This window comes from Wolbachia endosymbiont of Ctenocephalides felis wCfeT, from assembly GCF_012277295.1.
GTDB lineage: Bacteria > Pseudomonadota > Alphaproteobacteria > Rickettsiales > Anaplasmataceae > Wolbachia.
The window spans coordinates 527,811-553,607 of the sequence record NZ_CP051156.1 but is presented as its reverse complement, the minus strand read 5'-3'; the positions used below and the strand labels follow the sequence as shown (position 1 = coordinate 553,607).

Below are 25,797 nucleotides of genomic sequence, written 5' to 3'. Positions count from 1 at the left end.
TTTAATAATAAATTAGATAAATCATGTTAATATTTTAACTATATTTTAGTGGAGTTTGTATGAAGCTGCCTTATATTCATATAGAGCCAACGTGTGATGGGATTGAGAATAGTATTAAAAAACATTCATTAGATGATAGTTTTTTTCCCATTGCTATCAGGCTAGGGTGTCAACCAAGTCTTGTAGAGGAATTAATAAAACTTCTTAGTTGGCGTTTTGGTACTAATATGTTTAATATTAATATGGCAGTTGAGCCTATACGTCAGAATTTAACAGCACTACACTGGGTAGTAGCTAATAATTCTGATTATAAAGATGCTTTAGTAGAATTGCTGATTAAGCATGGTGCTGATGTAAACTTTCAGGACAAAAATGGTCGTACACCACTACACGCTGCTAAAGATGTAAAATCAGCTGATTTTCTTATTGCAAATGGTGCTAACATTAATGCTCAGGATAGGGATGGCCGTACTCCATTACACTTAGCAGTTTTGGACTTAGATGCAGAGATGGTAAAGTGTCTAATAGGGCATGGAGCAGATGATTGTTTAGAAGATAAAAATGGCAAGGTTCCGATTAAATTAAATCAAAAAGTAGAACCTGGAGTTATTTTAACTCAAATACTTGCCATAAGTAATTTATTAACACCTGGTATAGAGGGTTGTAAAGTTAGACGGTTATTTGAGGCAGTACAAAAGTGCGATATTGAGAAAGCTGCATTGCTGATAAAAGATGGTGTCAATGTTGATACTCAAGAAGAAAAAAGTGGTTATAAACCATTGGGTATTGCAGTTCAGCAAGGATATAAAGAAATAGCAGAATGGTTGATTGAGAATGGTGCTGATGTGAATATTCAGGGCAAAGAAGGCTATACACCGCTACATTTGGCAGTTAAATATGAACATCCGCAACTAGTTGAGACATTGCTTAAGCACCTTCCTAACGTGAATGTTAAAGATAGTTATGGATGTACACCACTACATTTGGCAGTTAAAGAGGGGCATATAGATATATCTGTGATGTTATTTGATCATGGTGCTGATATTAATACGCAAGATAATAATGGTTATACGCCGCTACATTTGGTTAGAAATGGATGGATTATTGCTTATCTCATTAATAAAGGTGCTAACATTAATGCTCAAGGCAAGGATGGCTATACACCACTACATTTGGCAGTTAAAAATGGACATAAGAAATTAGCTGAGACATTGCTTAAGCATGGTGCTGATGTGAATATTCAAGACTGGAAGGACGGCCATACACCACTACATTTGGCAGTTAAAAATGGACATAAGAAATTAGCTGAGACATTGCTTAAGTATGGTGCTAATGCAAATGTTCAAGGCTGGAAGGACGGCCATACACCACTACATTTGGCTAAAAGTGTAGAGATGGTGAAGTCTCTCATTGAGCGTGGTGCTAACATTAATGCTCAAGACAAAGATGGCTATACGCCCGTGCATTTGGCAGTTTTAAGAGGAGAGATAGAAATAGTAAAACTGCTAGTGCAACACGGTGCAAACATTGATATCAAGGATAACGATGGCTATACACCACTGGACTTAGCTCGTGAAAAGAAATTTGAAGATATAGCAGAATTACTGGAGCTTGGTGTTAAGACTTATAATACTTAATTGTTAATTGATGCAGTACAAGAAGAGAATATAGAAGAAGCTAAACTATTAATAAAAGTTGAACTTTTTATAAAAAGTGGTGCTGACATTAATGTTCAAGACAAGGATGGCTATACGCCGCTACATTGGGCAGTTAAACGTGAATATCAGAAATTACTTGAGACGTTGCTTGAGCATGATGCTAATATTGATATTAAAGATAATAATGGTCGTACAGCACTAAGTTTGGCTGCCGAATATGGAAATTGTGAAGTGTGTGAAACGTTGCTTAAGTATGGTGCTGGCGTAAATATTCAAGACAAAGATGGCTATGCGCCGCTAAATTGGGCTAAAGATATAGATATGATTAAGTATCTCATTGAGCATGGTGCTAACATTAATACTCAAGACAAAAGCGGCTATACACTACTACATTGGGCAGCTATATATGAAAATCAGAAATTCACTGAGGAATTACTTGAGTGTGGTGCTAATGTGAATATTAAAGATAATGTCGGCTTTACACCACTAGGTTTGGCAGTTAAAAATGGAAATCAACAACTATCTGAGACATTGCTTAAGCATGGTGCTGAAGTGAATGTTTGGGACGGTAGCTATACACTTCTGCACTGGGCTGAAGATGTGGCAATAGTTAATCTTCTAATTAAATATGGTGCTAACATTAATGCTCAAGATAAATTTGGCTATACACCACTACACTGGGCAGCGGAACGAGGGTATCTAGAGATTGTAAGGTTATTTGTGAAATGTAGTGCTGATATAGTAAAAAATGAAGATGGTAAAACACCGTTAGAGCTAGCTAAGGATGAAGCAATACGTTCAATATTGGAAGGTTATGAGAAGCAATATGAAAAAGCTAAAGGCCTAGAAGTGGAGTTGGAAAAGGCAAAAGAGAATGAGCAAGAGGTGCAAAAGCAATTGGAAGATGCGAAGAAAGCATTAAAGGAAGCAAAAGACGCTGTAGAAAAAAAGCAGGAAGAGCTGAAAGCACTGAAAGAAAAAGGGGAACAAGACCAAGAAGAGAAGGAGGCAGCAAAAGCAGCTTTAGAGAAGCAAATGAAAGATAATAAGGAGAAGCTGAAAGAAATCATAGAAGAAAAAACAACTGCTCTAGAAGAGCTATCAAAACTGCAAAAGGAGATGAGAGAGCTGGAGAAGGAGAAACCTGTTGTAGAAGAAGTGTTGAAAACTGTGAAAGAAGAGTGGCTTTGTTGCATAGCTAAAGTAAAAAGAACTGGGAGTTACTGATGAAATTCATTATAAACAGGCATTTAACCGACAAAGGAAAAATATGCCAGTCAAAATGAAAGTCAGTAACTGCTACGAATATAACAAATTTCTCCAAGAAAGAGGAAATATTTTTTATTACGTCAACGATGCCATAGAAAATTGGTACGAAAAAAGTCCCAAAATGACCGGTGGCAACAATATTTATAGTGATAAAGTCGTAATTCTAATTCACATAATAACTTATTTGTTTAGAATAGGCCTAAGACAAACGGTGGGGTTTATAGCGGGATACCTTGAGCAAATAGGGAAAAATTTGCAAGTTATCAGCTATTCCCAGGCTTCCAGAAGATTCAAAAAGCTTAACTTAAAAATTAATGATCGAAGACATGATAAAAACAGTATGGAAAATATTGAGATCGCCATAGATAGCACTGGAATAAGCATCTACAATAATATTCCAGGCCATAGTAAGGCAAACGGTACAGATAGAAAGTACCGTGGCTATAAGCAAACAAGAAAATTGCATGTAATGCTGGAGATAGGTAGCAAAAAAGTCATAGCTGCAAAATACAGTAGTGGAGTTTATTCTGACCACTATGGAGCCTGTGATCTTATTGCAAGGGCTAATGCTAAATACAATATAAGCACACTATATGCAGACAGAGCATATAATCGAAAGAAGTTATACAAATTGTGCAATGAGCTTGGCATAAAGACAAAAATTCCTCTGCAAAACAATGCAGTGGAGCATCCAAAGCTGGATTATATGGCTGAGAGAAATTCTACAATCAAGCTCATAAAGTCATATGGTGAAGATGGTATGAAGAAGTGGAAAAAAGAGATAAATTATGGGAAGAGATCTTATATAGAAAGTTTTTTCTCGCGACTGAAGCAAACATTTGGGTTTAGTTTTAGGAACAAATCTGAGATTAACCGTGAGAAAGAAATGCTACTCAAGTGTTATTTGCTGAACAAATTTACTGAAATAGGCATGGCTAAATTTGAGATAGCTTTATGAATTTATTATGCATTGCCTCCTATCCAAAGAGCGATGCAACAAAGCCAAGAAGAGTTCAGCAAGTGTGATTTAGCAAAGAGCCTTGATAAAGCCGTGAGATCGTTAGAAGAGATCAATGAAGAGCTAAAACCTTTCTCTACGTATTCTTCAGAGTCAAAGCATTTAAGTTTTCAAGATATCATCGATGCCGTGTTAGAAGATCCTAAATTGCTAGGAAATAAAAACTTGAAATCAAAAGTTCTTGGAGCAGCTGAAGATATGCTGAATATGCTAAAAAGATGTGGCTCGCAATCTGAGAGAATACTTTATGAGATGGCAGAGAAACTTAAAGAAATTAATAAAAATATTCCTGAAATTGCAGATTCTACTGCTTTTGTAGGAGACAATAGTGATAATTTTTTATAGGAGTTTATATGACTGAAACCAAATTTAAAAAACCGGAATTTATAAAACCAGCAGTAGAAAAGATTTCTACTAAAACAGAAGAAATTGATATAACTAAAGATATGACGAAAGATGAGATCAAGGAAATTAAAGCTGCAGTTATCACTGTTAAGCACCTTAAAAATTTCTATGATGCTCTAACCGAAAGTATGGAAAATTATAGTAATTCTATAGACAAAAATATAGTAGAACCGTTATTATCAACAGTAGATGAAATAGGTAAAAAAACAGAGGAAATAGAGGATAAAATCCAGCAGGTTAAGGATGCAATTCCAGAAATTGCTGGTTGAACTACTTTTTTCAATTTTCTCTAGCATCAACTCGGCAGCTTTTTGTTCAGTTTTATATGCCGGTTTAATAATAAATTAGCAAAATTATGTTAATAGTATCCATTCAGCCGGGCGGTAAAATAAAGAGTAGACAAGGAATGCTAAAAAGGTAAACTAGAGTGGCTGTGAGGTAATATGGTTGATCTTTTAGAATTTTGCGAAAGTTTAAGCAGACTATAGAAAAGTTAGAAACAAAAATAGAAGAGCTTAAAGCAGAAAATAAAGCGCTAAGGATCGAAAACGCTGAGTTAAAAGAAAGGCTTGGCTTAAATTCAAAAAATTCATCTATACCAAGCTCCAAAGAATTATATAAGATGAGGGAAAATAAGCCAAAAAGTGACAGGAAAGTAGGAGCACAGGTTGGACATAAAGGCAGTTACCGCCCTAAAATGGAGGCAGATGAGATGGTAAAAATAGAACTGCCCAATACGTGTGAGTGCAGAGGAGAAATTGCGGTATCAAAAGATCCGTATACTCATCAAAAGGTCGATTTGCCGGAAATCAAGCCGTATGTAGTTGAATATCAACTACAGCATGGACATTGCAAAAGATGTGGAAAAAGAAAAAGTAGCAAGCTACAAGAAGGAGTAACTGCGGACACATTTGGTCCAAGAGTTAAGTCAGTAATTGCAGCATTAAGTGGATTTTACAAGAATTCGAAAAAAGAAGTGGCAAATATTATAAAGGACATTTTCAACCTGGATATCAGCGTCGGTAGTGTATCAAATAGCGAGGCTAGAGTGGCAGAAAAATGCCAAGAAGCATATGAGCAAATTGAGGAAGAGGTAAGCAAGAGCAAAATTTTACATATCGATGAAACTAGCCATTACAACAAAGGTAAACAGGGCTGGTGCTGGATGTTTGCGAGCAAAATAGGAAGTGTGATCAAATTGACAGAGTCAAGAGGGATGAAAGTCCTGGAAAATAGTAAATTTGGAAAGAATAACAACCTAGTAGTGACCGACAGATATGCAGCTTACAACTACTTTTCCAGCAAGAAAAGGCAGGTCTGTTGGGCACATTTAGCAAGAGATTTTGAAAGGTTGTCTCATAGTTGGAATAGCGAAGTGAAAGTTTTGGGGTATTATTTAAGGAATGTTGCTACTGAATTATTTGCATTGAAAAAAGCTCTGTTAAAGGATGAAATAGACACATTAAGGTTCATAAGAAGAGCAAGAAAATTATGCAAGCGAACGAGATATTACTTAAAGAATATATCAAATTTACCCGAGGCAATTGGAGCGTCTCGAGTAGCAAAAAATATCATGAAATCGGATCTGATGATGTGGAAATTTTTGGACGATCCAGAAAATATTCCACTGACAAACAACTATGCTGAGTGACAGATTCGGCATTACGTTGTTTACCGAAAAGTTTCATATTTTACACAATCGAAACGGGGAAATATGTTTCTTGAGAGGATAATTTCATTGTACTTGACTTGGAGGCAAAAGAAGTTAAATCCTTTTCAAAACCTACTGGCTATTGCTTCTTAAGCCATACCCCTGAATGGATACTGACTTGGAGGCAAAAGAAGTTAAATCTTTTTCAAAACCTACTGGCTATTGCTTCTTAAGCCATACCCCTGAATGGATACAATGATTTGTTAAAAAAAACATCAATATCACTAATATTGTCTATATTTTTTACACTGACAGACGGGTCAATTCTTCTGATCAAATTAGATAAAACTTTATTCGGCCCAACTTCAACACATTTGTTAATGCCGTGATTTATCATATATAAAACCATTTCTCTCCACCTCACTTTACTCACTATTTGTTTAGCAAGTAGATCCTTTATGATTTCTGGGTCACTTTCTTCTTTAGCTGTAACATTTGACACAAAAGGAATCAAAGGACGAGAGACTTCAATATCCTCCAAAAATTCCAAAAGCCTTTCATCAGCAGGTTTCATCAAAGATGAGTGAAATGGACCACTCACTTGTAGTTTAACTAATCTCTTTACATTCGAATTCTTAAATAAGTCAGGTAGCATTTCAAGAGCCTCTTCAGTACCACTCACTACTACCTGCCCTCCACCATTGTCATTTGCAACTTCACAAATTCCATCAATTTGAGAGGATTTTAAGATATCTTCCACTTCATTAATCTCAGCTCCTAGCAACGCAACCATACCACCTTTGCATTTTAGCGAAGCTTCATGCATTGCTTCACTGCGAACTTTTAGTAGCTTTACTGCAGACTCAAGCGTTAATGCTCCTGCAGCACAAAGTGCTGAATATTCACCAACTGAATGCCCACAAACGTATTTTATTCCATAATCAGAAAAAGAAGATTTGCCGTATACATGCTCTATTACACGTAACATTGCTATTGAAACCACCATTATTGCTGGTTGAGCGTTCTCCGTGATAGTTAACTCTTCAATGGGACCGTTAAAAATTAAATGAGATAATTTCCTACCTAGTATGCTATCTACTTCATCAAATACTTGCTTTGCAACAGGAAATTCATCATACAGGCTTTTTCCCATTCCCACAAATTGAGAGCCCTGGCCCGGAAAAATTAAAATCATATATTTTTTATTCTTTACTAATTATACCATTTTATTTACTTTTTGTCAATGCTATATAATAATGATTGATCTTGTAAACTGAATTCACTATAATAACTTATTAAGGTTTATACACAACAATGGCAGAAGTAGAAATTGATTATCACAAAATTATTATAATTATGACAGATGGCCAAGAGTTTGAAACTCTTTCCACATATGGAAAAGAAGGTGATAGGGTAAAGCTCGATAGAGATCCACTAACTCACCCTGCGTGGACTGGAAGCTTAACGAGCGGAGCAACAAGTAAAACTAGTAAGCTAGCTAAGTTTAACGATAAGTATGGCGATATTTTTTAATTTTTTGCTCCTTTCTGAGAGGGTTTGTTGAAGCATGCATAAATATAAAAATATAGGCTATGTTGCTTCTGAATCACCAAAATCACAGGAAGTATCTAAGCTCCTACAAGAATTAGGGTTTGTTAACATTACAGCAGAAAATAAATATGAAATTGACTTACTGATAGTTGTCGGTGGTGATGGCTTTATGCTGCGTACTCTACACAATTATGTTATAGAAAATAAAAACATGCGTGTGTACGGAATCAATACTGGCAATGTTGGGTTTTTGATGAATAAATGCTTCAGTTGCAGTGAAGATTTGATTGATGATATAGAACACGCAATTTCAACTCAGTTAACTTTACTAAAAATGGAAGCTACAGACACAAATGGCAAAGCATATCATTACATAGCAGTAAATGAAGTATATGTATTTAGAAAAGCAAATCAGATAGTAGAAATGAATATCACTATTAATGATAAGCTGAAAATAGAAAAATTTAGAGGAGATGGAATAATACTCTCCACTCCCACAGGCAGCACCGCATATAACTTTTCTGCTGGTGGTCCAATTTTGCCACTTAATTCAAATTTATTGGCTCTAACTTCCATCAATAGCTATTATCCAAGATGCTGGAATGGTGCTCTTATCTCAAATGATACTGTGGTACAAATTGACATTAATGACACAAAAAACCGTCCAGCAATTGTAGTGTCAGACTACAAAGAATTTTACGATATTGCACGGATCAAGATACAAAAAGATCAAGAAAACACAGTGACTTTGCTGTTTGATAGAGATTACTCCCTTAATGAAAGAATTTTCGATAGACAGTTCTTATACTAAAAATAGTACATTGTGTTAAGCACTATTATTAAATAATTAATAATAGTTATGTATAATATCATTAATTTATAATTAATGGAGTTAAGTATGGGCTCTCAAAACTCTCCTCTGATGAACGATAAGTCGCTGGAGGCTGTTGCCTATATAATGCTAGGTATGTTAATAAGTTCACCAGAGGAAAAACAGAACTCACTTAACATGATACTAGAAACAATTAGGCAAATGCACCTTGATAGCTTAAATTTTAAAATTAACGATAAGGGTTTGGATGATAGCGTAAGTAAAGACATTCTTACACAATGTACTAAATATGCATTTCAATATGGTAGCGCGTTACTTATTGACGAAAAGGCATCAGAATTAGAGATAATAGCAATAGCAAAAAAGCTATTTGAGAACTTCAATGATCAAGAAAGGACTGACTTTTTAGCAGATAGAACTAATCAAAGTCTAGTAGATACGCTAACTAGCTTTTTTAACAAATCGTCTACAAATGAGAAATTTTATATAGGTAATCCATCGATTACTCTTGCCTTAATATTAACACCTGCAGGTATTGGATTGCAACGTGCAGGCAGAGGTGCGCTAAAAATAGGTAAAAAAGCGACAGGAGAAGCAAAAGCTCCAGGCACAACGACTCAAGCAGGAGCAAAAGCTTCAGGCGAAGCAGTCGAAGAAGTAATTTATGAACACAAGAAAAAGCCAAGCTTTACTGAAGAACTCATACTGAGACTATTCACAATAGAAGAAAAAGATAATAACTTTGACAGGGTAGACTTTATTTTGCGTGGCATGGAGAAAGAAGATAGTAATGAAGAGATTGAGAGACTAACAAATATAGTAAACATACTTCAAGATGAACATCATCAAAAAACTATAAAAAACTTCATAAAAAAGGGACATGTTACAGGTATTTCAAAACAAGATATGCTCAACCTTATAAGACTAGGTAGTAGTACCCATACACAAGAGATACATGAATTTATATATCTGTTACATAAGTTTAATGATGCAATTGATGCAGATAAAGTGAAAGCGGCTGCAACGCCAAGCACAGGGATGAAGGGTACTGATACTGATAAGCACACAGACAGTGGAAGGGGACTATAGATTTCCAGCACCTTGGGGTAGCAGACAGCAAACACTGAGTAACTTGTTGTAGAAAAGCCAAATAGAGCAACAAATTTCATTTCTGACATGGGAAATTAATATTGCATTATAAAAAATTTTAGATAATAAAAAGTAGAGGCAAGTATAATGGAGGGGTTTATGCATACATCCAAATCGTCACAGCAAATTGAAACGGAGCTTCGTGATGAAGCACGTTTGGAAATAACAAGATTAATGTATCCATTCAGGTATATGGCTTAAGAAGCAATAGCCAGTAGGTTTTGAAAAGGATTTAACTTCTTTTGCCTCCAAGTCAAGTACAATGAAATTATCCTCTCAAGAAACATATTTCCCCGTTTCGATTGTGTAAAATATGAAACTTTTCGGTAAACAACGTAATGCCGAATCTGTCGCTCAGCATAGTTGTTTGTCAGTGGAATATTTTCTGGATCGTCCAAAAATTTCCACATCATCAGATCCGATTTCATGATATTTTTTGCTACTCGAGACGCTCCAATTGCCTCGGGTAAATTTGATATATTCTTTAAGTAATATCTCGTTCGCTTGCGTAATTTTCTTGCTCTTCTTATGAACCTTAATGTGTCTATTTCATCCTTTAACAGAGCTTTTTTCAATGCAAATAATTCAGTAGCAACATTCCTTAAATAATACCCCAAAACTTTCACTTCGCTATTCCAACTATGAGACAACCTTTCAAAATCTCTTGCTAAATGTGCCCAACAGACCTGCCTTTTCTTGCTGGAAAAGTAGTTGTAAGCTGCATATCTGTCGGTCACTACTAGGTTGTTATTCTTTCCAAATTTACTATTTTCCAGGACTTTCATCCCTCTTGACTCTGTCAATTTGATCACACTTCCTATTTTGCTCGCAAACATCCAGCACCAGCCCTGTTTACCTTTGTTGTAATGGCTAGTTTCATCGATATGTAAAATTTTGCTCTTGCTTACCTCTTCCTCAATTTGCTCATATGCTTCTTGGCATTTTTCTGCCACTCTAGCCTCGCTATTTGATACACTACCGACGCTGATATCCAGGTTGAAAATGTCCTTTATAATATTTGCCACTTCTTTTTTCAAATTCTTGTAAAATCCACTTAATGCTGCAATTACTGACTTAACTCTTGGACCAAATGTGTCCGCAGTTACTCCTTCTTGTAGCTTGCTACTTTTTCTTTTTCCACATCTTTTGCAACGTCCATGCTCTAGTTGATATTCAACTACATACGGCTTGATTTCCGGCAAATCGACCTTTTGATGAGTATACGGATCTTTTGATACCGCAATTTCTCCTCCGCACTCACACGTATTGGGCAGTTCTATTTTTACCATCTCATCTGCCTCCATTTTAGGGCGGTAACTGCCTTTATGTCCAACCTGTGCTCCTACTTTCCTGTCACTTTTTGGCTTATTTTCCCTCATCTTATATAATTCTTTGGAGCTTGGTATAGATGAATTTTTTGAATTTAAGCCAAGCCTTTCTTTTAACTCAGCGTTTTCGATCCTTAGCGCTTTATTTTCTGCTTTAAGCTCTTCTATTTTTGTTTCTAACTTTTCTATAGTCTGCTTAAACTTTCGCAAAATTCTAAAAGATCAACCATATTACCTCACAGCCACTCTAGTTTACCTTTTTAGCATTCCTTGTCTACTCTTTATTTTACCGCCCGGCTGAATGGATACTTTTCTACAATATGTCTTACTGATTTCTCATCACCTCTACTAGCAGCAGAAAGCAAGGAAAAAGCAAAGCCTGGTGTTTTTGTTTGTGTAGCTAAATTTCTACTCTTCTCGCCTTGATCTTTTATTGCAGATAATATACTACGCAGTTGGTGTGCTTCTTGCACATTACCCAATGCAGCATTAACATCAGCAAGATCTTTTAATGTTTTAGTAACAGCGAAGTTACTAGGACCAAAACACTCTTCAAAGATTGGTAAAGCTATGTCTAATGCCTCTTTTTGATTTTTATAATCTTTTAACCCACCGTAAGTATCAGCCAAATCTTTTAATGTATAGCCAACCTTATGGCGATTGGGGTGATTATGAGGGTATATCTTCTCTTCTTCTTTTACAAGATCTATGAGAACTAATTTTAAACTTTCTAATGTCTTAGTTACAAGAGGGTGCTCAGATCCATGATTCCTTTTTTCAATAGCTAAAGCCTCCTTTAATAACTTTACTGCTTCTGAAAAATTATTTAATTTGTGATATACGCTACTCAAATTGCGTAATGTCTTTGCAATATTACCAGTATTGCCAGCAGCTTCTCTAATTGCTAACGCTCTTTCATATTGCTCTTTTGCTACTTCAAAATTATGGTAAGCATCACCATGAGGTATATTTCTATTTGCTCGCGCTCTCTCATATTGCTCTTTTATTGCTCCAAAATTATCTAAATTATGGTGAGCATTATGGTAAGACTTCTCTTTAATTTTTAATTCTCTTTCATAGTGCTTTTTTGCTTCTTGAAGATTACCTAAATTGTAGTGAGCATTGGCTAAACTGCTTATAGTAAAGGCTATTCTTATATCATCAGAACCGTAACATTTTTCTTCAATTTCTAGCTCTTCTTGATACAGCGCTTTTGTTTTTTCATATAACTTACGTGCTTCTCCATATGATTTCTTTTCCTTATGTAATTCTTCAAGAGCACAGCAATCATAACCTATATTACTTAATACTCCAGCCACTTCTATGCTATCATCACCATAATATTCTTTGAAAATATGTAGTGCTTTTTCATGAAAATCCATTGCTGTGTGAAAATACCCTTGCTTTCGTTCACCTTTCGCTTCCGGAGAGCTAGCAAAGCTATAATAAACACCCAATTCATTGCACACTATACCTATATCAACATTATTCTTATTGTAGGCTTGCTTGGTCTTCTTAAACGACTCTTCATTCTTCTCGCGGTAGCTTTGCAGTAAGTCTGCCTTAAATGACTTTTTATTCTTCTCATAGGTTTTTAAGAAGGTGTCTGCAAAGTATGTAGAAAAGTAGAAAAAAGGACAATTATGTGATACAAGGATAACTTTAACATGTATCCAAGTGACATAAAAGACAGTGAATGGGAAATTTTAAAGCCATATTTTGAGCCAAAAAAGACAGGTAGACCAAGAAAACACGATATTAGAACAATTATTAATGCAATAAGGTACGTAATGAGAACAGGCTGCCAATGGAGACAATTACCTAAGGATTTCCCACCATGGAAGACAATTTACAGTTGGAACACACGACTAAAAAACACTGGAAAATGGCAAGAAATACACGATATTTTAGTAAAAAAAGTAAGGGAGGTAGTTGGTAAAAGAGCCACACCATCAGTTGGAATAATTGACAGCCAATCAGTAAAAACGACTCAAAAAGGGGGGCCAGAGGTTACGATGCTGGCAAGAAAATAAAAGGTCGAAAACGGCATATTATTGTAGACACGCTAGGACTCGTGATTACGGCAGATGTACACAGTGCAAGCATCCAAGACCGCGAGGGAGCTTTAGATCTTCTGGTAAAAGCAAAACAAAAAATACCAACATTACAGAGGTTTTTTGCTGATCAAGGATACACAGGTAACCTTAAAAACAGATGCTTAATAAAAACAGGATGTTTATTTACAATAGCAAAAAAAGCTCCTAATATTGCGGGATTTGAGGTTATACCGAAGCGTTGGATTGTTGAAAGAACTTTTGCTTGGCTTTCCAATTTTAGGCGTATGAGTAAGGATTATGAGCATTCTCCTCAAACTTCGGAAACCAATATTTTCTTTAATATGACTACTATTATGCTTACTAAATTAGCTAATTCTTGAGTTTGCAGACACCTTCTAAGGCTTTCACGAATGACTCTTTTGCTTTTGGAAGATTATTTAAATCGCGATATACATTACCCAAGTGATGGAATACTCTACCTACCTTAACTTTAACATCAGTGCCTGTTTTAACATTAGTACTAGCCTTTTCAAAGACAGATAAGGCTTGTTTATACCTCTCCAAGGCTTGGTCAAACATTTCCTTTGCTTTTTGATGATAACCTTCTTTTTTCAAAGAATTTCCTTTAGCGTGGCAAATGCTGCCAAGATTATTTTGTATTTCAGCCCACTCAATATCGTTAACATGACCAGCAGATCTCAAATTCTCGTTAATTTTTAGAGCTTCCTCATACCTTTCTTGTGCTTCCTTCAGTCCTTCTGAGTTGTAACAAGCACTGCCTAATTGATTCGAAGTTTTAGCCATTTCTGCAAGATTATCTATAAGTTCTTGTTTACTTTTTACTGAATGCTGATTGCGTAATCTATGGTCTATTCCCACTCCTATATTTTCAGCCTCTTTAAGATATTTCTCTTGCATTCGTCTCCCAAGGTCTGTAACCTTGCGCAACTTGTAATTTTCAGGATTACCATAAGCTTCAGCTACTTTTCTTGCAGCTATAATTGTTTCTTGACGATAATAACCACGCCCTCTTTCAATTTTTAAATCATTTATTAATCTGTATCCATTCAGCCGGGCGGTAAAATAAAGAGTAGACAAGGAATGCTAAAAAGGTAAACTAGAGTGGCTGTGAGGTAATATGGTTGATCTTTTAGAATTTTGCGAAAGTTTAAGCAGACTATAGAAAAGTTAGAAACAAAAATAGAAGAGCTTAAAGCAGAAAATAAAGCGCTAAGGATCGAAAACGCTGAGTTAAAAGAAAGGCTTGGCTTAAATTCAAAAAATTCATCTATACCAAGCTCCAAAGAATTATATAAGATGAGGGAAAATAAGCCAAAAAGTGACAGGAAAGTAGGAGCACAGGTTGGACATAAAGGCAGTTACCGCCCTAAAATGGAGGCAGATGAGATGGTAAAAATAGAACTGCCCAATACGTGTGAGTGCGGAGGAGAAATTGCGGTATCAAAAGATCCGTATACTCATCAAAAGGTCGATTTGCCGGAAATCAAGCCGTATGTAGTTGAATATTAACTAGAGCATGGACGTTGCAAAAGATGTGGAAAAAGAAAAAGTAGCAAGCTACAAGAAGGAGTAACTGCGGACACATTTGGTCCAAGAGTTAAGTCAGTAATTACAGCATTAAGTGGATTTTACAAGAATTCGAAAAAAGAAGTGGCAAATATTATAAAGGACATTTTCAACCTGGATATCAGCGTCGGTAGTGTATCAAATAGCGAGGCTAGAGTGGCAGAAAAATGCCAAGAAGCATATGAGCAAATTGAGGAAGAGGTAAGCAAGAGCAAAATTTTACATATCGATGAAACTAGCCATTACAACAAAGGTAAACAGGGCTGGTGCTGGATGTTTGCGAGCAAAATAGGAAGTGTGATCAAATTGACAGAGTCAAGAGGGATGAAAGTCCTGGAAAATAGTAAATTTGGAAAGAATAACAACCTAGTAGTGACCGACAGATATGCAGCTTACAACTACTTTTCCAGCAAGAAAAGGCAGGTCTGTTGGGCACATTTAGCAAGAGATTTTGAAAGGTTGTCTCATAGTTGGAATAGCGAAGTGAAAGTTTTGGGGTATTATTTAAGGAATGTTGCTACTGAATTATTTGCATTGAAAAAAGCTCTGTTAAAGGATGAAATAGACACATTAAGGTTCATAAGAAGAGCAAGAAAATTACGCAAGCGAACGAGATATTACTTAAAGAATATATCAAATTTACCCGAGGCAATTGGAGCGTCTCGAGTAGCAAAAAATATCATGAAATCGGATCTGATGATGTGGAAATTTTTGGACGATCCAGAAAATATTCCACTGACAAACAACTATGCTGAGCGACAGATTCGGCATTACGTTGTTTACCGAAAAGTTTCATATTTTACACAATCGAAACGGGGAAATATGTTTCTTGAGAGGATAATTTCATTGTACTTGACTTGGAGGCAAAAGAAGTTAAATCCTTTTCAAAACCTACTGGCTATTGCTTCTTAAGCCATACACCTGAATGGATACTATTTCACCTCTACCATGTTTGGTATACTGTGCTAGTAAATGCTCACGTATATTCCATGTTCTCATAATAAAACATGTATCAACCATCAACGCAACACATGTTAACGCACATTGCAGTAAACTACTGGATATAAGGCAAGCAAGTGGCACTATGATTACCATTTCAAGAAATGGTATAATGTTTTTCTTCATTGCAAAAGCAGCGCCTTTTTTTAATCCATTGTACTGATTATTATCTTTTCCTTGTTTCTATAGGATATAGTTGTGTATACCATACTCTAGGTAGCTTAAAAACGCTAAATTAAAAGTTAAAAACCCTTTTGTTCCACAAAAAATTGATGATTTTAAATTATTGAAAGAATTTTTAGAGGAACGCTCAGATTGTTTGTTGCTTTCTTTGTTACAACCTTTATCGCAATTCTCACCCATACTATACCCCCCTTATGATTTATTTTTTAATTATACATAAAAAACTACTTTTATAAAATCAAAATTTATAATAAAATAAATCTATAAATATACTATATTATATAATAAAATGGCAATTGAGAGAACACTTTCGATACTAAAACCTGATGCGGTGAAGAATAACATTACAGGCAGTATAAATTCTTATATTGAAAAGTCTGGACTAAAGATTATAGCACAAAAGATGATGTTGCTAACAAAAAAACAAGCAGAGCTATTTTATGAAATTCATAAGGACAGGCCTTTTTTTGGTGAGTTAGTGGAATTTATGATTTCTGGTCCTGTGGTTGTGCAAGTTTTAATTGGTGAAAATGCGATAAGTAAGTATAGAGAAGTCATGGGGGCTACTGATCCAAAACAAGCGGATAAGGGCACCATTAGAGGTGATTTTGCTGAAGACATTAGTGAAAATAGAGTTCATGGTTCAGATAGTAAAGAAAACGCTATTAGAGAGGTGGCTTTCTTTTTCGCTGAGTGTGAATTAGTGTAAAACTATAATTATGTAGAATTTTCCACACATTCAATAATCTTATTTACTCTATTTAATACTTCGTTATATTCAGCTTGTTTTTCATTTTTGTGTTTTTCGCGCTCTTGATTAAGCTGCTTCGTTAATTCTAAAACTTTATCCTCAAGAGTTAGCGCTGCAAGTAGGAAATTTAATGCATCAGAGCCTTTACCTCCTGTTTTTTGAGATATAGACCTAACTAACTCATTAAAATTACTAGCGAGGTGTAGTAAATGATCCTTTTTCTCACTTTCGCAAGATATTTGATATGTATTATTACGTATAACTATTTCTACTACCTGCATAAAGACCTTACAGTATATTTACCTAATTTCCATTTATTAAGTCGGATAATTTTTTACTAGTACGAAAGTATGTCTTAAAATATTGATTTTTAGTAAACTTTTGTGATACTAGATTATTTAAGTTATAACTTCTAATTGAAAGAGAGCCAAAACCCCTTATTTCAATTCTATTGTGATTTCTTAATGCATCTGAAAGCACTTCAAAAAACTTGTCAATTATGGCAGTTATAGCTACCTTATCCAAAACAGGGTGCTTTTTTGCTATGTTTGCTATTATATCAGATTTTTTTGCCATTCATATCATTTAGCAGATAATATTATGTTATAGTCTTCAATGCCAAGTACTTCAACTTCTATTTTATCTGCAATAGAAAATCTCTTGTTTTCTGGTAAGTGTTCTTGATCTATTAAGAGAGTAATGTCATTTTCAGCCTCAACTACCAATCCACTGTCTTCTCTTTTACCTACAGTCACCTGCATTTTATCACCAACTTTAACTTTTTTTATCAGCTCTATAAGAGGGTCACGCTCTATCTGCTTAATACCAAGATAAATTTTTGCTCGATTGATATTTGCTCTTATGACTTTTGCTTCTACTTTATCACCCACATTATATTTTTTGATTTCCTCTAAGCCACTCTGCGACCAACTTAAATCTCTTGCGTATATTGTTCCTTCTACATTCTCGTCAATTTCAGGATCGCTAAAAGCGATAGATATGTACGAACCAGTGTTGTTTTTTATCTCACCAGAAACAATAGAACCAAGAGGATATTTATTTAGGAATGTTTGCCAAGGATTATCTGTACATCTTTTCATACTTAGGCTCATTCTATTACTTAGAATGTCAATGCTCAGAATGTGTACATGCACCTCTTGTCCTCTAGTTACAAGACTATTTACTGGTAAATTGCTCTTAACCCAAGTTATTTCTGATGAATGTACTAAACCTTCAATTCCAGGACTTAGCTCAACAAATAATCCATAATCTTCTATGCTTGTTACATGACCCTTGTTAACACTACCCACTGGGTACTTTGATTCAACGTCTTGCCAAGGATTATCTTCTAATTGTTTTACACCAAGGGAAACTTTTGTATTGTCTCTATCGATTTTTATAATTTTTACTTTTATTGTTTGACCACAAGCAAAAACTGCAGATGGATGGCTTACCCTACTCCAGGATATATCTGTAATGTGTAACAATCCATCTATTACTCCAACCGTATCTGATTCATGAATACCAACAAATACACCGTAATGAGTAATACTCTTTATTTTTCCTTCTATTATATCACCTTCGTTTAAAGATTCTAAGAACTTAACTTTTTCACCAGCATGTGATTTTTCCAGTACTAATTTTCTCGATACTACAATGTTACCCTGTTTTTTATCCATTTTTAGTACAATGAATTTTTGTTCAGTTTCAATAAGGTGCTTAGCGTCTTTTACTTGTTTTAGATCAACATGACTGAGTGGTAAGAAGGCACTGATTCCATCGCCAAGATCAACAATATAACCACACTTGATTGAGCGTTTAATCACTCCACTTACTTCAGCTTTTGTAACTGTATCATCTTCCAATTTGTTCCATTTTTCATCTCTGATTGCTTTTTCGCGACTGAGAACAACATTACCATGGTAATCCTCAGTTCTTTCTACATAAACTCTAATCTTACAACCAGCTGCAAATTCATCATTTGGCCCTAAATCTTTAATCAAAATTCTTCCATCAGATTTTAAGCCAACATCAACCACAATATCATTGGGGTTTATTCTAGTTACTACACCCTCTACTACATCTCCTTCTTTAATTTTATTAACAAAAGAGTCTTCGAATAAAACATTACCCTGGTCATCAGATTGGCCTTGTATATCATCTATAAACCTATTTGATGATAATTTTTTTATTGGTATAGACGGATTTACAGTAATGTTCATGCAATGTAACCTTTAATTTTAACTTTAATATAAACTTATAATTATATAATATTAATAGTTAGTTACAATCTATTCAAGAATAATTTATAGGGACGCTACAGGGCGATGTTACTACAAGAAGAAAGATGGATTAGATCGTTTGCTAGAAGATCAAGGCTTAGTCCAGAAAATGATAAAATGTTAGGGAAGTATTCTATTCAAGGTGATAAAGAGTCCATAAAAAAGATTATAGGTTTGCAGAGTAAAATATGTATAGAAATAGGTTTTGGTAATGGTGAGCATATTCTATATCAAGCACTTAATCAGCCAGATGTTTTATTTATAGGGTGTGAGCCTTATTTAAAAGGAGTGTCTCATCTATTAACTAGTGTAGTAAAGCATGATCTAAAGAATATTCTAGTATGGATAGAAGATGCAAGGAAGCTTATTGTTAACTTTCCTGATAAAAGTATTGAAAAGTTTTTTATTTTCTTTCCAGACCCATGGCCAAAACGAAGCCATAACAAAAGGCGATTGATTAATGCAGAATTTTTAAATTTATTGACAAAAAAGATGTCTATAACGGGAGAAACACTAATTGCAACCGATCATCCAGGTTATGCAGAGTGGATAGAGCTGTATATAGCGCAGTGTAATGATACAACCTATACACAAGATGATTTTGGAAGCTATGCTTTGACAAAATATCATAGGAAAGCACTACAAGCTCAGCGCAAAGTGAGGTTTTTTAGAGTGCTAGTGAAATCAGATATACTGTAACTGAAGTGGGTGCACCAAAGCTTCCATAAACTCCAAAATTACAACTTTAACGCTATCATTATGTGGCAACATACTTTTAAAGACCAGTTATTTCCGTTTTGGAAATAACTGATTTGTATATAATTTCCCATAATCTCATTAAAAAGTCGACGAAAGTTAAGAATATTAGATAAAATTTATATATTAATAATGATATTTTTAAAGAAAATAGAATGGGTGATTATAGTTATGAAATTAATAAAGATATTTTAATAATAAATCTTTCTTGTCATATTATGACTTGATCATAATATCCAGTTAAAAAGACCTGAATTCTAGCGTTTGACGCTAGAATTCAGGAATTTCAATTGAGCATAAATAATGAATATAAAAGTTATTTTGAATGGAATTTAAAGGCTGGATCGGCTTTGTTGCATAGCTAAAGTAAAAAGAACTGGGAGTTACTGACGAAATTCATTATAAACAGGCATTTAACCGACAAAGGAAAAATATGCCAGTCAAAATGAAAGTCAGTAACTGCTACGAATATAACAAATTTCTCCAAGAAAGAGGAAATATTTTTTATTACGTCAACGATGCCATAGAAAATTGGTACGAAAAAAGTCCCAAAATGGCCGGTAGCAACAATATTTATAGTGATAAAGTCGTAATTCTAATTCACATAATAACTTATTTGTTTAGAATAGGCCTAAGACAAACGGTGGGGTTTATAGCGGGATACCTTGAGCAAATAGGAAAAAATTTGCAAGTTATCAGCTATTCCCAGGCTTCCAGAAGATTCAAAAAGCTTAACTTAAAAATTAATGATCGAAGACATGATAAAAACAGTATGGAAAATATTGAGATCGCCATAGATAGCACTGGAATAAGCATCTACAATAATATTCCAGGCCATAGTAAGGCAAACGGTACAGATAGAAAGTACCGTGGCTATAAGCAAACAAGAAAATTGCATGTAATGCTGGAGATAGGTAGCAAAAAAGTCATAGCTGCAAAATACAGTAGTGGAGTTTATTCTGACCACTATGGAGCCTGTGATCTTATTGCAAGGGCTAATGCTAAATACAATATAAGCACACTATATGCAGACAGAGCATATAATCGAAAGAAGTTATACAAATTGTGCAATGAGCTTGGCATAAAGACAAAAATTCCTCTGCAAAACAATGCAGTGGAGCATCCAAAGCTGGATTATATGGCTGAGAGAAATTCTACAATCAAGCTCATAAAGTCATATGGTGAAGATGGTATGAAGAAGTGGAAAAAAGAGATAAATTATGGGAAGAGATCTTATATAGAAAGTTTTTTCTCGCGACTGAAGCAAACATTTGGGTTTAGTTTTAGGAACAAATCTGAGATTAACCGTGAGAAAGAAATGCTACTCAAGTGTTATTTGCTGAACAAATTTACTGAAATAGGCATGGCTAAATTTGAGATAGCTTCATGAATTTATTATGCATTGCCTCCTATCCAAAGAGCGATGCAACAAAGCCATCCCAGTGTCTGGGCACTGGGATGACACTCTTTTGTAGACAACTAGCCTAAAATGCAATGTTTGTACAGTTATGTCTACTGAATTACTATACAAATTTTTTTTTTACATTTACAACTTTACGTTGATCTTAATACTAAGTATAAACATCTTAAAAATTGTATGTGGGTTAATTAATATATAATGTATCTAAGCTATAATATATACTAAAGACATGTGTAAATACTAACATGAAAAGCTTGCTTGTAGAGAGGAATAGGACAGTAATACTATTACTTATAGTGATTTTTATCTTCGGCTCATATGCCTACGTAATGATGCCAAGAGAAAGCAACCCCGACATACAAATCCCCGTAATAAGCGTATTTGTTGGACTTCCAGGAATTTCCGTTGAAGACAGTGAAAAGCTATTGGCTATTCCAATAGAAAACGAATTAAGATCTATTGAAGGCGTGAAAGAATTAAAAGCAATAGCAACTAATAATGGTGCTCATATAATACTTAAATTCGGCACAGAATATGATAATAAAGAAGTTCTTGACAACGTTCGTTCAAAGCTTTCAAATATAAAGTCAAAACTACCTGTTGAAGCTGAGTCTCCGATAATCAATGAAATAAATTTGAGCTTGTTTCCCATATTGAATGTTGGCTTAATTGGTAATTTGCCAGAAAGAGCTTTAGTTGAAATAGCACGTAAATTAAAGAAGGAAATAGAGTCTTTGCCAAATGTCCTCAAGGTTGAAGTTGCAGGCATGCGCAAAGAAACAGTAGAGGTTGTAGTTGAACCTACAGTTCTAACAAAATATAATATTCAATCAAGTGAAATATTCCAAGCTATTGCAAGTAATAATAGACTTGTGGGAGCAGGATAACTAGAAAGCGATACTGGTAAATATTCAATCAAAATATCTGGATTATTAAAAGGTATAGAAGACATTATGAATATTCCTATCAGATCGCAAGGTGATGCAGTTTTGAAAATCAAGGATATAGCAAAGGTATACCCTAGATTTGAGGATCATGAAGGATTTGCTCGCATCAATGGATTATCAAGTGTTGTATTGGAAATCTCAAAACGCAACGGAAAAAACATAATAGAGACAGTAGGTCAAGTAAAATACTTAATGGATAAGGCAAAAGATCAGCTGCCTAACAATTTGAAAGTGGTATACTTAAATGATCAATCAAAAAACGTTCGTGATGTCTTGGATGACCTTGAAAATGGCATAATATTTGCTGTGTTATTAATACTGATCATAATAATGCTTTCAATGGGTACCAGAACTACCATTCTTGTTGCACTATCGATACCTGGCTCCTTTCTTATTGGGATAATTGCTCTCTATTCTATGGGTATAACCTTAAATATAGTTGTACTCTTTAGCTTAATCATGGCAGCTGGCATGCTAGTTGATGATGCAATTGTAATCAGCGAATATGCAGATAGAAAAATGACCTGCGGCATGGATAAAGTTGAAGCTTTTCACGTTGCGGTTCGTGATATGTTCTACCCCGTTCTATCATCTACGCTAACTAAATTAGCAGTGTTTTTTCCTCTGTTATTTTGGCCTGATACGGTTGGTAAATTCATGCAATATATACCGATTACGATAATTCTAACCTTGACTGGGTCACTCATTATGGCTTTGATTTTTATACCAACGCTTGGTGTAATATTTGGTAAACCGTCAGTAACCTCAGAGAAAGAAATAAACAAGATGAATGCCATAGAAAATGGTGAAATAGAAGGTGCTGGACCTATAATCAAGGCTTATGTGCGAGCACTAGAAAAAGTCCTCAATCACCCTAAAAAATTTATGTGCTCTGTTGTACTCGTATTGTTTTCATTTAGTGTACTGTATTTCACCCTTGGCCCAGGAGTGAAATTTTTTCCGAAAGTAGACCCAGATAATATCTTGATCAGTGTAAGAGCTAAAGAAAGGGATTTAATATTAAGGGAGGTAGAGGAGCGTATTTTGAGTGTTAAAAAAGAAATTCACGTCGCTTATGCAAGATCAGGAGCATTTTCAGATGACGTCATTGCCAGAATTCAGCTAGAACTCGCGGACTGGCGATTCAGGCGCAAGGCTAAGTATATATTAAATGATATCAGAAGTAGTGTGCAGGATATTAAGGGAATAATAGTTGATGTTGAGGAGGAAAAATCTGGACCATCGGCTGACAAGCCAATACAAATTAACCTCAGCGGGAATGCACAGAGTTTAGATTTGGCTGTAGAGAAAATTCTAAAACTGATGAATCAGCCTTCGTCTGGATTTATAAACATTCAAGACAGCAGGTCATCACCTGAGATAGAGTGGGATATGAGCATTGACAAGAGTAGAGCAACAAGCTCTGGAGTTAGTGTTGCAACGATTGGTGATTTTGTAAAAATGGTTACAAGCGGAGTGTTGATTGGAAAATATAGACCTAACAATCTGGATGAAGAAATTGACATAATACTTCGTTTTCCACGCAAGGATCGCAACATGAAGACTATAGATAATCTTTTTATTAATACGGTTAATGGCCCATACCCGATGAGCAGCATAGTGAAATACACTCCAGAGAAAAAGATAAATAGATTGAGGAGAATTGATGGATTACGCACTGTTGTAATTTCTGCTGACCTCAATTTTGGCTATCTTGTTGATGAGAGAATCAAATTTATTCAGGATTCACTTTCTCAAGATTGGGACAAAGGAGTAAAAGTTGATTTCAAAGGCGATAAAGAAGACCAACAGAAATCAAGTGCGTTTTTACTTAAGGCTTTCATATTAGCAATTACACTTATGATACTAGTATTAGTGACACAATTTAATAATGTGTATCATACGTTCATCGTAATGACAGCGGTGTTTTTATCTACTACATGTGTATTTTTTGTTTTTTTCATCACACACCAAGTTTTTGTTGTTGTTATGTGTGGTGTGGGAGTGATTGCTCTAGCAGGTATTATAGTCAACAATAACATATTACTGCTGGATGCTTTTCATCATCAGGTTAAGATGCATAAAAATAATATCAGGCAATGCATAATAAATGCCTCAATTTCTCGTGTAAGGCCAATGTTGCTGACTGTTGCAACTACGGTTCTTGGCTTAGCACCGATGATTACAAGATTAAATATAAATTTTTTTACATTATGAATCACATATGATGCACCGTCAAGTCAGTGGTGGGTTGATATTTCAACAACTATTGCAAGTGGAGTATTAGTTGCTACGATTTTGACATTATTCTTTACCCCAGCACTGCTCATGATGCAAAAAAACTTGACTTAGGTTAGCAATTATTTAATATTTAAAATAAGCCATTAAAGCTATAATTGTAACTAATTGATTGGATTTATTTGTATGAGCAGAAGGAGTGATAAGAATAACATGGTTGGAAGTTCTGATACAATCAGAGAAGTGAATGAACTTTCAGTTAAAATAGGTTTAAGTCCTGAAATCATAATTCAAGCATTAGAGAGTGCTATAAAAGCAGTAGCTCATCAGAAATATGGTGATAAAAGCAAAATTGTAGTTAATATAGATAGAAATACAGGTGAGATTACCTCGTATAGAAAATTGGGAGTAATTGAGGATGAGTCAAGCAAGGGAGATAGTACTACAATTAAGCTTACGCAGGCTAAATTAATAAAAAAAGATGCACAAGTTGGCGATACTATTCAAGAGAAACTTTCTCTTGGCACTGACCTCGCTTCAGCAAGAATCGCTCAACAAAAGATTGCTCAGATAATTAAAGATGAAGAATCTAAAAAACAATATGAAGAATTTAAAGATAAGGTCGGAGAAGTAAGATATGGTATCGTTAAACAAGTAGAATATTCAGATTTAATTATAGATATAAATGGTACTAGAGCATACCTTCCAATAAGGAATTTAATTGGTGGTGAGTCTTTTCGCGAAGGCGATAAAGTTAAAGCTTACATACAAGCTGTTAAACGTTCTGAGGATGGGCGTCAAATCATTCTTTCAAGGACTCATGAAGGTTTCTTAGAAGCATTATTACATCAAGAAGTGCCGGAAATTGCTGATGGATTAGTGGTAATTAAAGGTATAGCCAGGGATGCCGGCTCAAGATCAAAAATTGCTGTTTTTTCTCCTGATAGAAACATCGATCCTGTGGGTGCTTGTGTTGGAATTAAAGGAGATAGGATAAAAACTATAATACATGAACTAAATGGTGAGAAGATTGATGTTATAACTTACTCTTTAGATTTGGGGCAATTTGTTATTAAAGCCATTACCCCTGCGGAAGTATCAAAGGTGATTATTGATGAAGATGAAAAGTGCATAGAATTAATAGTTGCCGAAGATCAGTTAAGTCTTGCTATAGGTAAGAAAGGTCAGAACGTAAGATTAGCTTCAGAGCTTATTGGGTGGAAGATTGAAATATTAAGTACCCAACAAGAGTCGGAAAGGCGTAGTAAGGAGCTTACTCAATGTTCAGCATTGTTTGCTGAAGCCTTAAATTTGGAAGAAATAATGGGTCAGTTACTAGTAACAGAAGGTTTTTCTAGTGTGGAAGATATATATAACGCTTCAATTAAAGAGCTTGCTTCAATAGAGGGTTTTAATGAGGATATTGCAAACGAGCTTCACAACAGAGCAAATAAGTATTTAAAAGAAGAGAATGAGAAAAAAATAGATGAGCTAAAAAATTTAGGTATGGAGGATGATGTAGTTAATCTGCCCTTATCAATAGATGATAAAATTGCTCTTAGCAAACATGGCATTAAAACTTTAGAGGATGTAGCAGATTTATCAAGTTATGAGTTCTGCAGTATGCTTTCTTCTTCAGCGATTAATAAGGAAAATTTAAAAAATACGGTAGACTCAATAATTATGGAAGCTCGTAAAAAGCTCGGAGTAATATAA

19 protein-coding genes and 5 pseudogenes are annotated in these 25,797 nt (G+C 34.9%); 17 read left to right on the top strand and 7 right to left on the bottom strand.

The genetic code is table 11. The features are described 5' to 3' along the window. The first annotated feature begins 59 nt into the window (after positions 1–59). From HF197_RS02670 to HF197_RS07540, 7 genes and pseudogenes are all read left to right on the top strand, one after another. Positions 60–1,637 (top strand): ankyrin repeat domain-containing protein, encoded by a 1,578-nt coding sequence (locus HF197_RS02670; RefSeq protein ID WP_168464168.1) that lies wholly within the window; start codon positions 60–62, stop codon positions 1,635–1,637. Then, positions 1,638–2,885, top strand: coding sequence for an ankyrin repeat domain-containing protein (locus HF197_RS02665; protein WP_168464167.1), 1,248 nt, complete (start codon positions 1,638–1,640; stop codon positions 2,883–2,885). It begins immediately after the preceding gene. A 43-nt stretch (positions 2,886–2,928) separates the two neighbouring features. After that, positions 2,929–3,885: an IS5 family transposase gene (locus tag HF197_RS02660; protein WP_168464166.1), complete on the top strand. Its 957-nt coding sequence runs from the start codon at positions 2,929–2,931 to the stop codon at positions 3,883–3,885. A 33-nt stretch (positions 3,886–3,918) separates the two neighbouring features. Further along, the gene (locus tag HF197_RS02655; protein WP_168464165.1) at positions 3,919–4,290 is read left to right on the top strand and encodes a hypothetical protein; all 372 of its coding nucleotides are present in this window, start codon (positions 3,919–3,921) and stop codon (positions 4,288–4,290) included. Positions 4,291–4,298: 8 nt separating this feature from the next. Beyond that, the gene (locus tag HF197_RS02650) at positions 4,299–4,619 is read left to right on the top strand and encodes a zinc ribbon-containing protein (RefSeq protein WP_168464164.1); all 321 of its coding nucleotides are present in this window, start codon (positions 4,299–4,301) and stop codon (positions 4,617–4,619) included. Positions 4,620–4,793: 174 nt separating this feature from the next. Continuing rightward, positions 4,794–6,154 (top strand): annotated as a pseudogene (tnpC, locus tag HF197_RS02645) (IS66 family transposase). Continuing rightward, entirely contained in the window at positions 6,100–6,234 is a 135-nt protein-coding gene (locus HF197_RS07540) for a hypothetical protein (RefSeq protein WP_256359340.1), read from the top strand. Before tnpC (HF197_RS02645) ends, HF197_RS07540 begins: the two are co-directional and overlap by 55 nt. Here HF197_RS07540 and fabD read toward each other — a convergent pair. Beyond that, entirely contained in the window at positions 6,231–7,196 is a 966-nt protein-coding gene (gene fabD, locus HF197_RS02640; protein ID WP_168464163.1) for an ACP S-malonyltransferase, read from the bottom strand. The genes HF197_RS07540 and fabD overlap by 4 nt on opposite strands. A 119-nt stretch (positions 7,197–7,315) precedes the next feature. On the opposite strand from fabD, the gene rpmE reads away from it, so the two are divergent. The 3 genes from rpmE to HF197_RS02625 all read left to right on the top strand — a co-directional run bounded on the left by rpmE (position 7,316) and on the right by HF197_RS02625 (position 9,473). Then, on the top strand, positions 7,316–7,534 hold the full coding sequence (gene rpmE / locus HF197_RS02635) for a 50S ribosomal protein L31 (protein ID WP_168464162.1): 219 nt from the start codon (positions 7,316–7,318) through the stop codon (positions 7,532–7,534). Positions 7,535–7,568: 34 nt separating this feature from the next. Then, positions 7,569–8,363 (top strand): NAD kinase, encoded by a 795-nt coding sequence (locus HF197_RS02630; RefSeq protein ID WP_168464161.1) that lies wholly within the window; start codon positions 7,569–7,571, stop codon positions 8,361–8,363. Positions 8,364–8,438: 75 nt separating this feature from the next. Further along, a complete protein-coding gene (locus HF197_RS02625; RefSeq protein WP_168464160.1) occupies positions 8,439–9,473 on the top strand; it encodes a hypothetical protein in 1,035 nt (344 codons plus the stop codon). A 257-nt stretch (positions 9,474–9,730) separates the two neighbouring features. Here HF197_RS02625 and tnpC (HF197_RS02620) read toward each other — a convergent pair. Then, positions 9,731–11,091: pseudogene (tnpC, locus tag HF197_RS02620) on the bottom strand (IS66 family transposase). 51 nt (positions 11,092–11,142) lie between these two features. Continuing rightward, positions 11,143–12,318, bottom strand: coding sequence for a tetratricopeptide repeat protein (locus HF197_RS02615; protein ID WP_168464159.1), 1,176 nt, complete (start codon positions 12,316–12,318; stop codon positions 11,143–11,145). Positions 12,319–12,528: 210 nt separating this feature from the next. Between HF197_RS02615 and HF197_RS02610 the strand changes: the two are divergent. Further along, a pseudogene (locus HF197_RS02610) lies at positions 12,529–13,298 on the top strand (IS5 family transposase). Here HF197_RS02610 and HF197_RS02605 read toward each other — a convergent pair. Next, positions 13,288–14,016, bottom strand: a complete 729-nt coding sequence (locus HF197_RS02605) for a tetratricopeptide repeat protein (protein WP_168464158.1) — start codon at positions 14,014–14,016, stop codon at positions 13,288–13,290. The pseudogene HF197_RS02610 and the gene HF197_RS02605 overlap by 11 nt on opposite strands. A gap of 40 nt (positions 14,017–14,056) precedes the next feature. Here HF197_RS02605 and tnpC (HF197_RS02600) point away from each other — a divergent pair. Both tnpC (HF197_RS02600) and ndk read left to right on the top strand, forming a co-directional pair. Next, positions 14,057–15,417 (top strand): annotated as a pseudogene (tnpC, locus tag HF197_RS02600) (IS66 family transposase). 559 nt (positions 15,418–15,976) lie between these two features. Next, positions 15,977–16,396: a nucleoside-diphosphate kinase gene (gene ndk, locus HF197_RS02595; RefSeq protein WP_168464157.1), complete on the top strand. Its 420-nt coding sequence runs from the start codon at positions 15,977–15,979 to the stop codon at positions 16,394–16,396. Positions 16,397–16,404: 8 nt separating this feature from the next. Here ndk and HF197_RS02590 read toward each other — a convergent pair whose 3' ends face one another. From HF197_RS02590 to HF197_RS02580, 3 genes are read right to left on the bottom strand one after another with little or no spacing between them, the layout of a single operon-like run. Then, positions 16,405–16,719 carry a cell division protein ZapA gene (locus tag HF197_RS02590; protein WP_168464156.1) on the bottom strand — a complete coding sequence of 105 codons (315 nt, stop codon included), beginning with the start codon at positions 16,717–16,719 and terminating at the stop codon, positions 16,405–16,407. Between the two features lie 22 nt (positions 16,720–16,741). Continuing rightward, complete coding sequence (locus HF197_RS02585) at positions 16,742–17,014, bottom strand: HU family DNA-binding protein (protein ID WP_168464155.1); 273 nt, start codon at positions 17,012–17,014, stop codon at positions 16,742–16,744. A gap of 5 nt (positions 17,015–17,019) precedes the next feature. After that, positions 17,020–18,660 carry a 30S ribosomal protein S1 gene (locus HF197_RS02580; protein ID WP_168464154.1) on the bottom strand — a complete coding sequence of 547 codons (1,641 nt, stop codon included), beginning with the start codon at positions 18,658–18,660 and terminating at the stop codon, positions 17,020–17,022. Between the two features lie 105 nt (positions 18,661–18,765). Here HF197_RS02580 and trmB point away from each other — a divergent pair, with 105 nt between their 5' ends. From trmB to nusA, 4 genes and pseudogenes are all read left to right on the top strand, one after another. Then, positions 18,766–19,419, top strand: coding sequence for a tRNA (guanosine(46)-N7)-methyltransferase TrmB (gene trmB / locus HF197_RS02575; RefSeq protein ID WP_168464153.1), 654 nt, complete (start codon positions 18,766–18,768; stop codon positions 19,417–19,419). A 490-nt stretch (positions 19,420–19,909) separates the two neighbouring features. Next, complete coding sequence (locus HF197_RS02570; protein WP_168463866.1) at positions 19,910–20,866, top strand: IS5 family transposase; 957 nt, start codon at positions 19,910–19,912, stop codon at positions 20,864–20,866. A gap of 275 nt (positions 20,867–21,141) precedes the next feature. Beyond that, positions 21,142–24,195 (top strand): annotated as a pseudogene (locus tag HF197_RS02565) (efflux RND transporter permease subunit). Between the two features lie 72 nt (positions 24,196–24,267). After that, positions 24,268–25,797, top strand: a complete 1,530-nt coding sequence (gene nusA / locus HF197_RS02560) for a transcription termination factor NusA (RefSeq protein ID WP_168464874.1) — start codon at positions 24,268–24,270, stop codon at positions 25,795–25,797.

Excerpts from the sequence above, each read along its gene's own strand:
- ndk (WP_168464157.1), top strand. The coding sequence starts at position 15,977 with ATGGCAATTGAGAGAACACTTTCGATACTAAAACCTGATGCGGTGAAG.
- HF197_RS02625 (WP_168464160.1), top strand. The coding sequence starts at position 8,439 with ATGGAGTTAAGTATGGGCTCTCAAAACTCTCCTCTGATGAACGATAAG.
- HF197_RS02580 (WP_168464154.1), bottom strand. The coding sequence starts at position 18,660 with ATGAACATTACTGTAAATCCGTCTATACCAATAAAAAAATTATCATCA.
- rpmE (WP_168464162.1), top strand. The coding sequence starts at position 7,316 with ATGGCAGAAGTAGAAATTGATTATCACAAAATTATTATAATTATGACA.
- HF197_RS02660 (WP_168464166.1), top strand. The coding sequence starts at position 2,929 with ATGCCAGTCAAAATGAAAGTCAGTAACTGCTACGAATATAACAAATTT.
- trmB (WP_168464153.1), top strand. The coding sequence starts at position 18,766 with ATGTTACTACAAGAAGAAAGATGGATTAGATCGTTTGCTAGAAGATCA.
- HF197_RS02590 (WP_168464156.1), bottom strand. The coding sequence starts at position 16,719 with ATGCAGGTAGTAGAAATAGTTATACGTAATAATACATATCAAATATCT.
- HF197_RS02655 (WP_168464165.1), top strand. The coding sequence starts at position 3,919 with ATGCAACAAAGCCAAGAAGAGTTCAGCAAGTGTGATTTAGCAAAGAGC.
- HF197_RS02585 (WP_168464155.1), bottom strand. The coding sequence starts at position 17,014 with ATGGCAAAAAAATCTGATATAATAGCAAACATAGCAAAAAAGCACCCT.
- HF197_RS02630 (WP_168464161.1), top strand. The coding sequence starts at position 7,569 with ATGCATAAATATAAAAATATAGGCTATGTTGCTTCTGAATCACCAAAA.
- HF197_RS02670 (WP_168464168.1), top strand. The coding sequence starts at position 60 with ATGAAGCTGCCTTATATTCATATAGAGCCAACGTGTGATGGGATTGAG.
- HF197_RS02570 (WP_168463866.1), top strand. The coding sequence starts at position 19,910 with ATGCCAGTCAAAATGAAAGTCAGTAACTGCTACGAATATAACAAATTT.
- HF197_RS02650 (WP_168464164.1), top strand. The coding sequence starts at position 4,299 with ATGACTGAAACCAAATTTAAAAAACCGGAATTTATAAAACCAGCAGTA.
- nusA (WP_168464874.1), top strand. The coding sequence starts at position 24,268 with ATGAGCAGAAGGAGTGATAAGAATAACATGGTTGGAAGTTCTGATACA.
- fabD (WP_168464163.1), bottom strand. The coding sequence starts at position 7,196 with ATGATTTTAATTTTTCCGGGCCAGGGCTCTCAATTTGTGGGAATGGGA.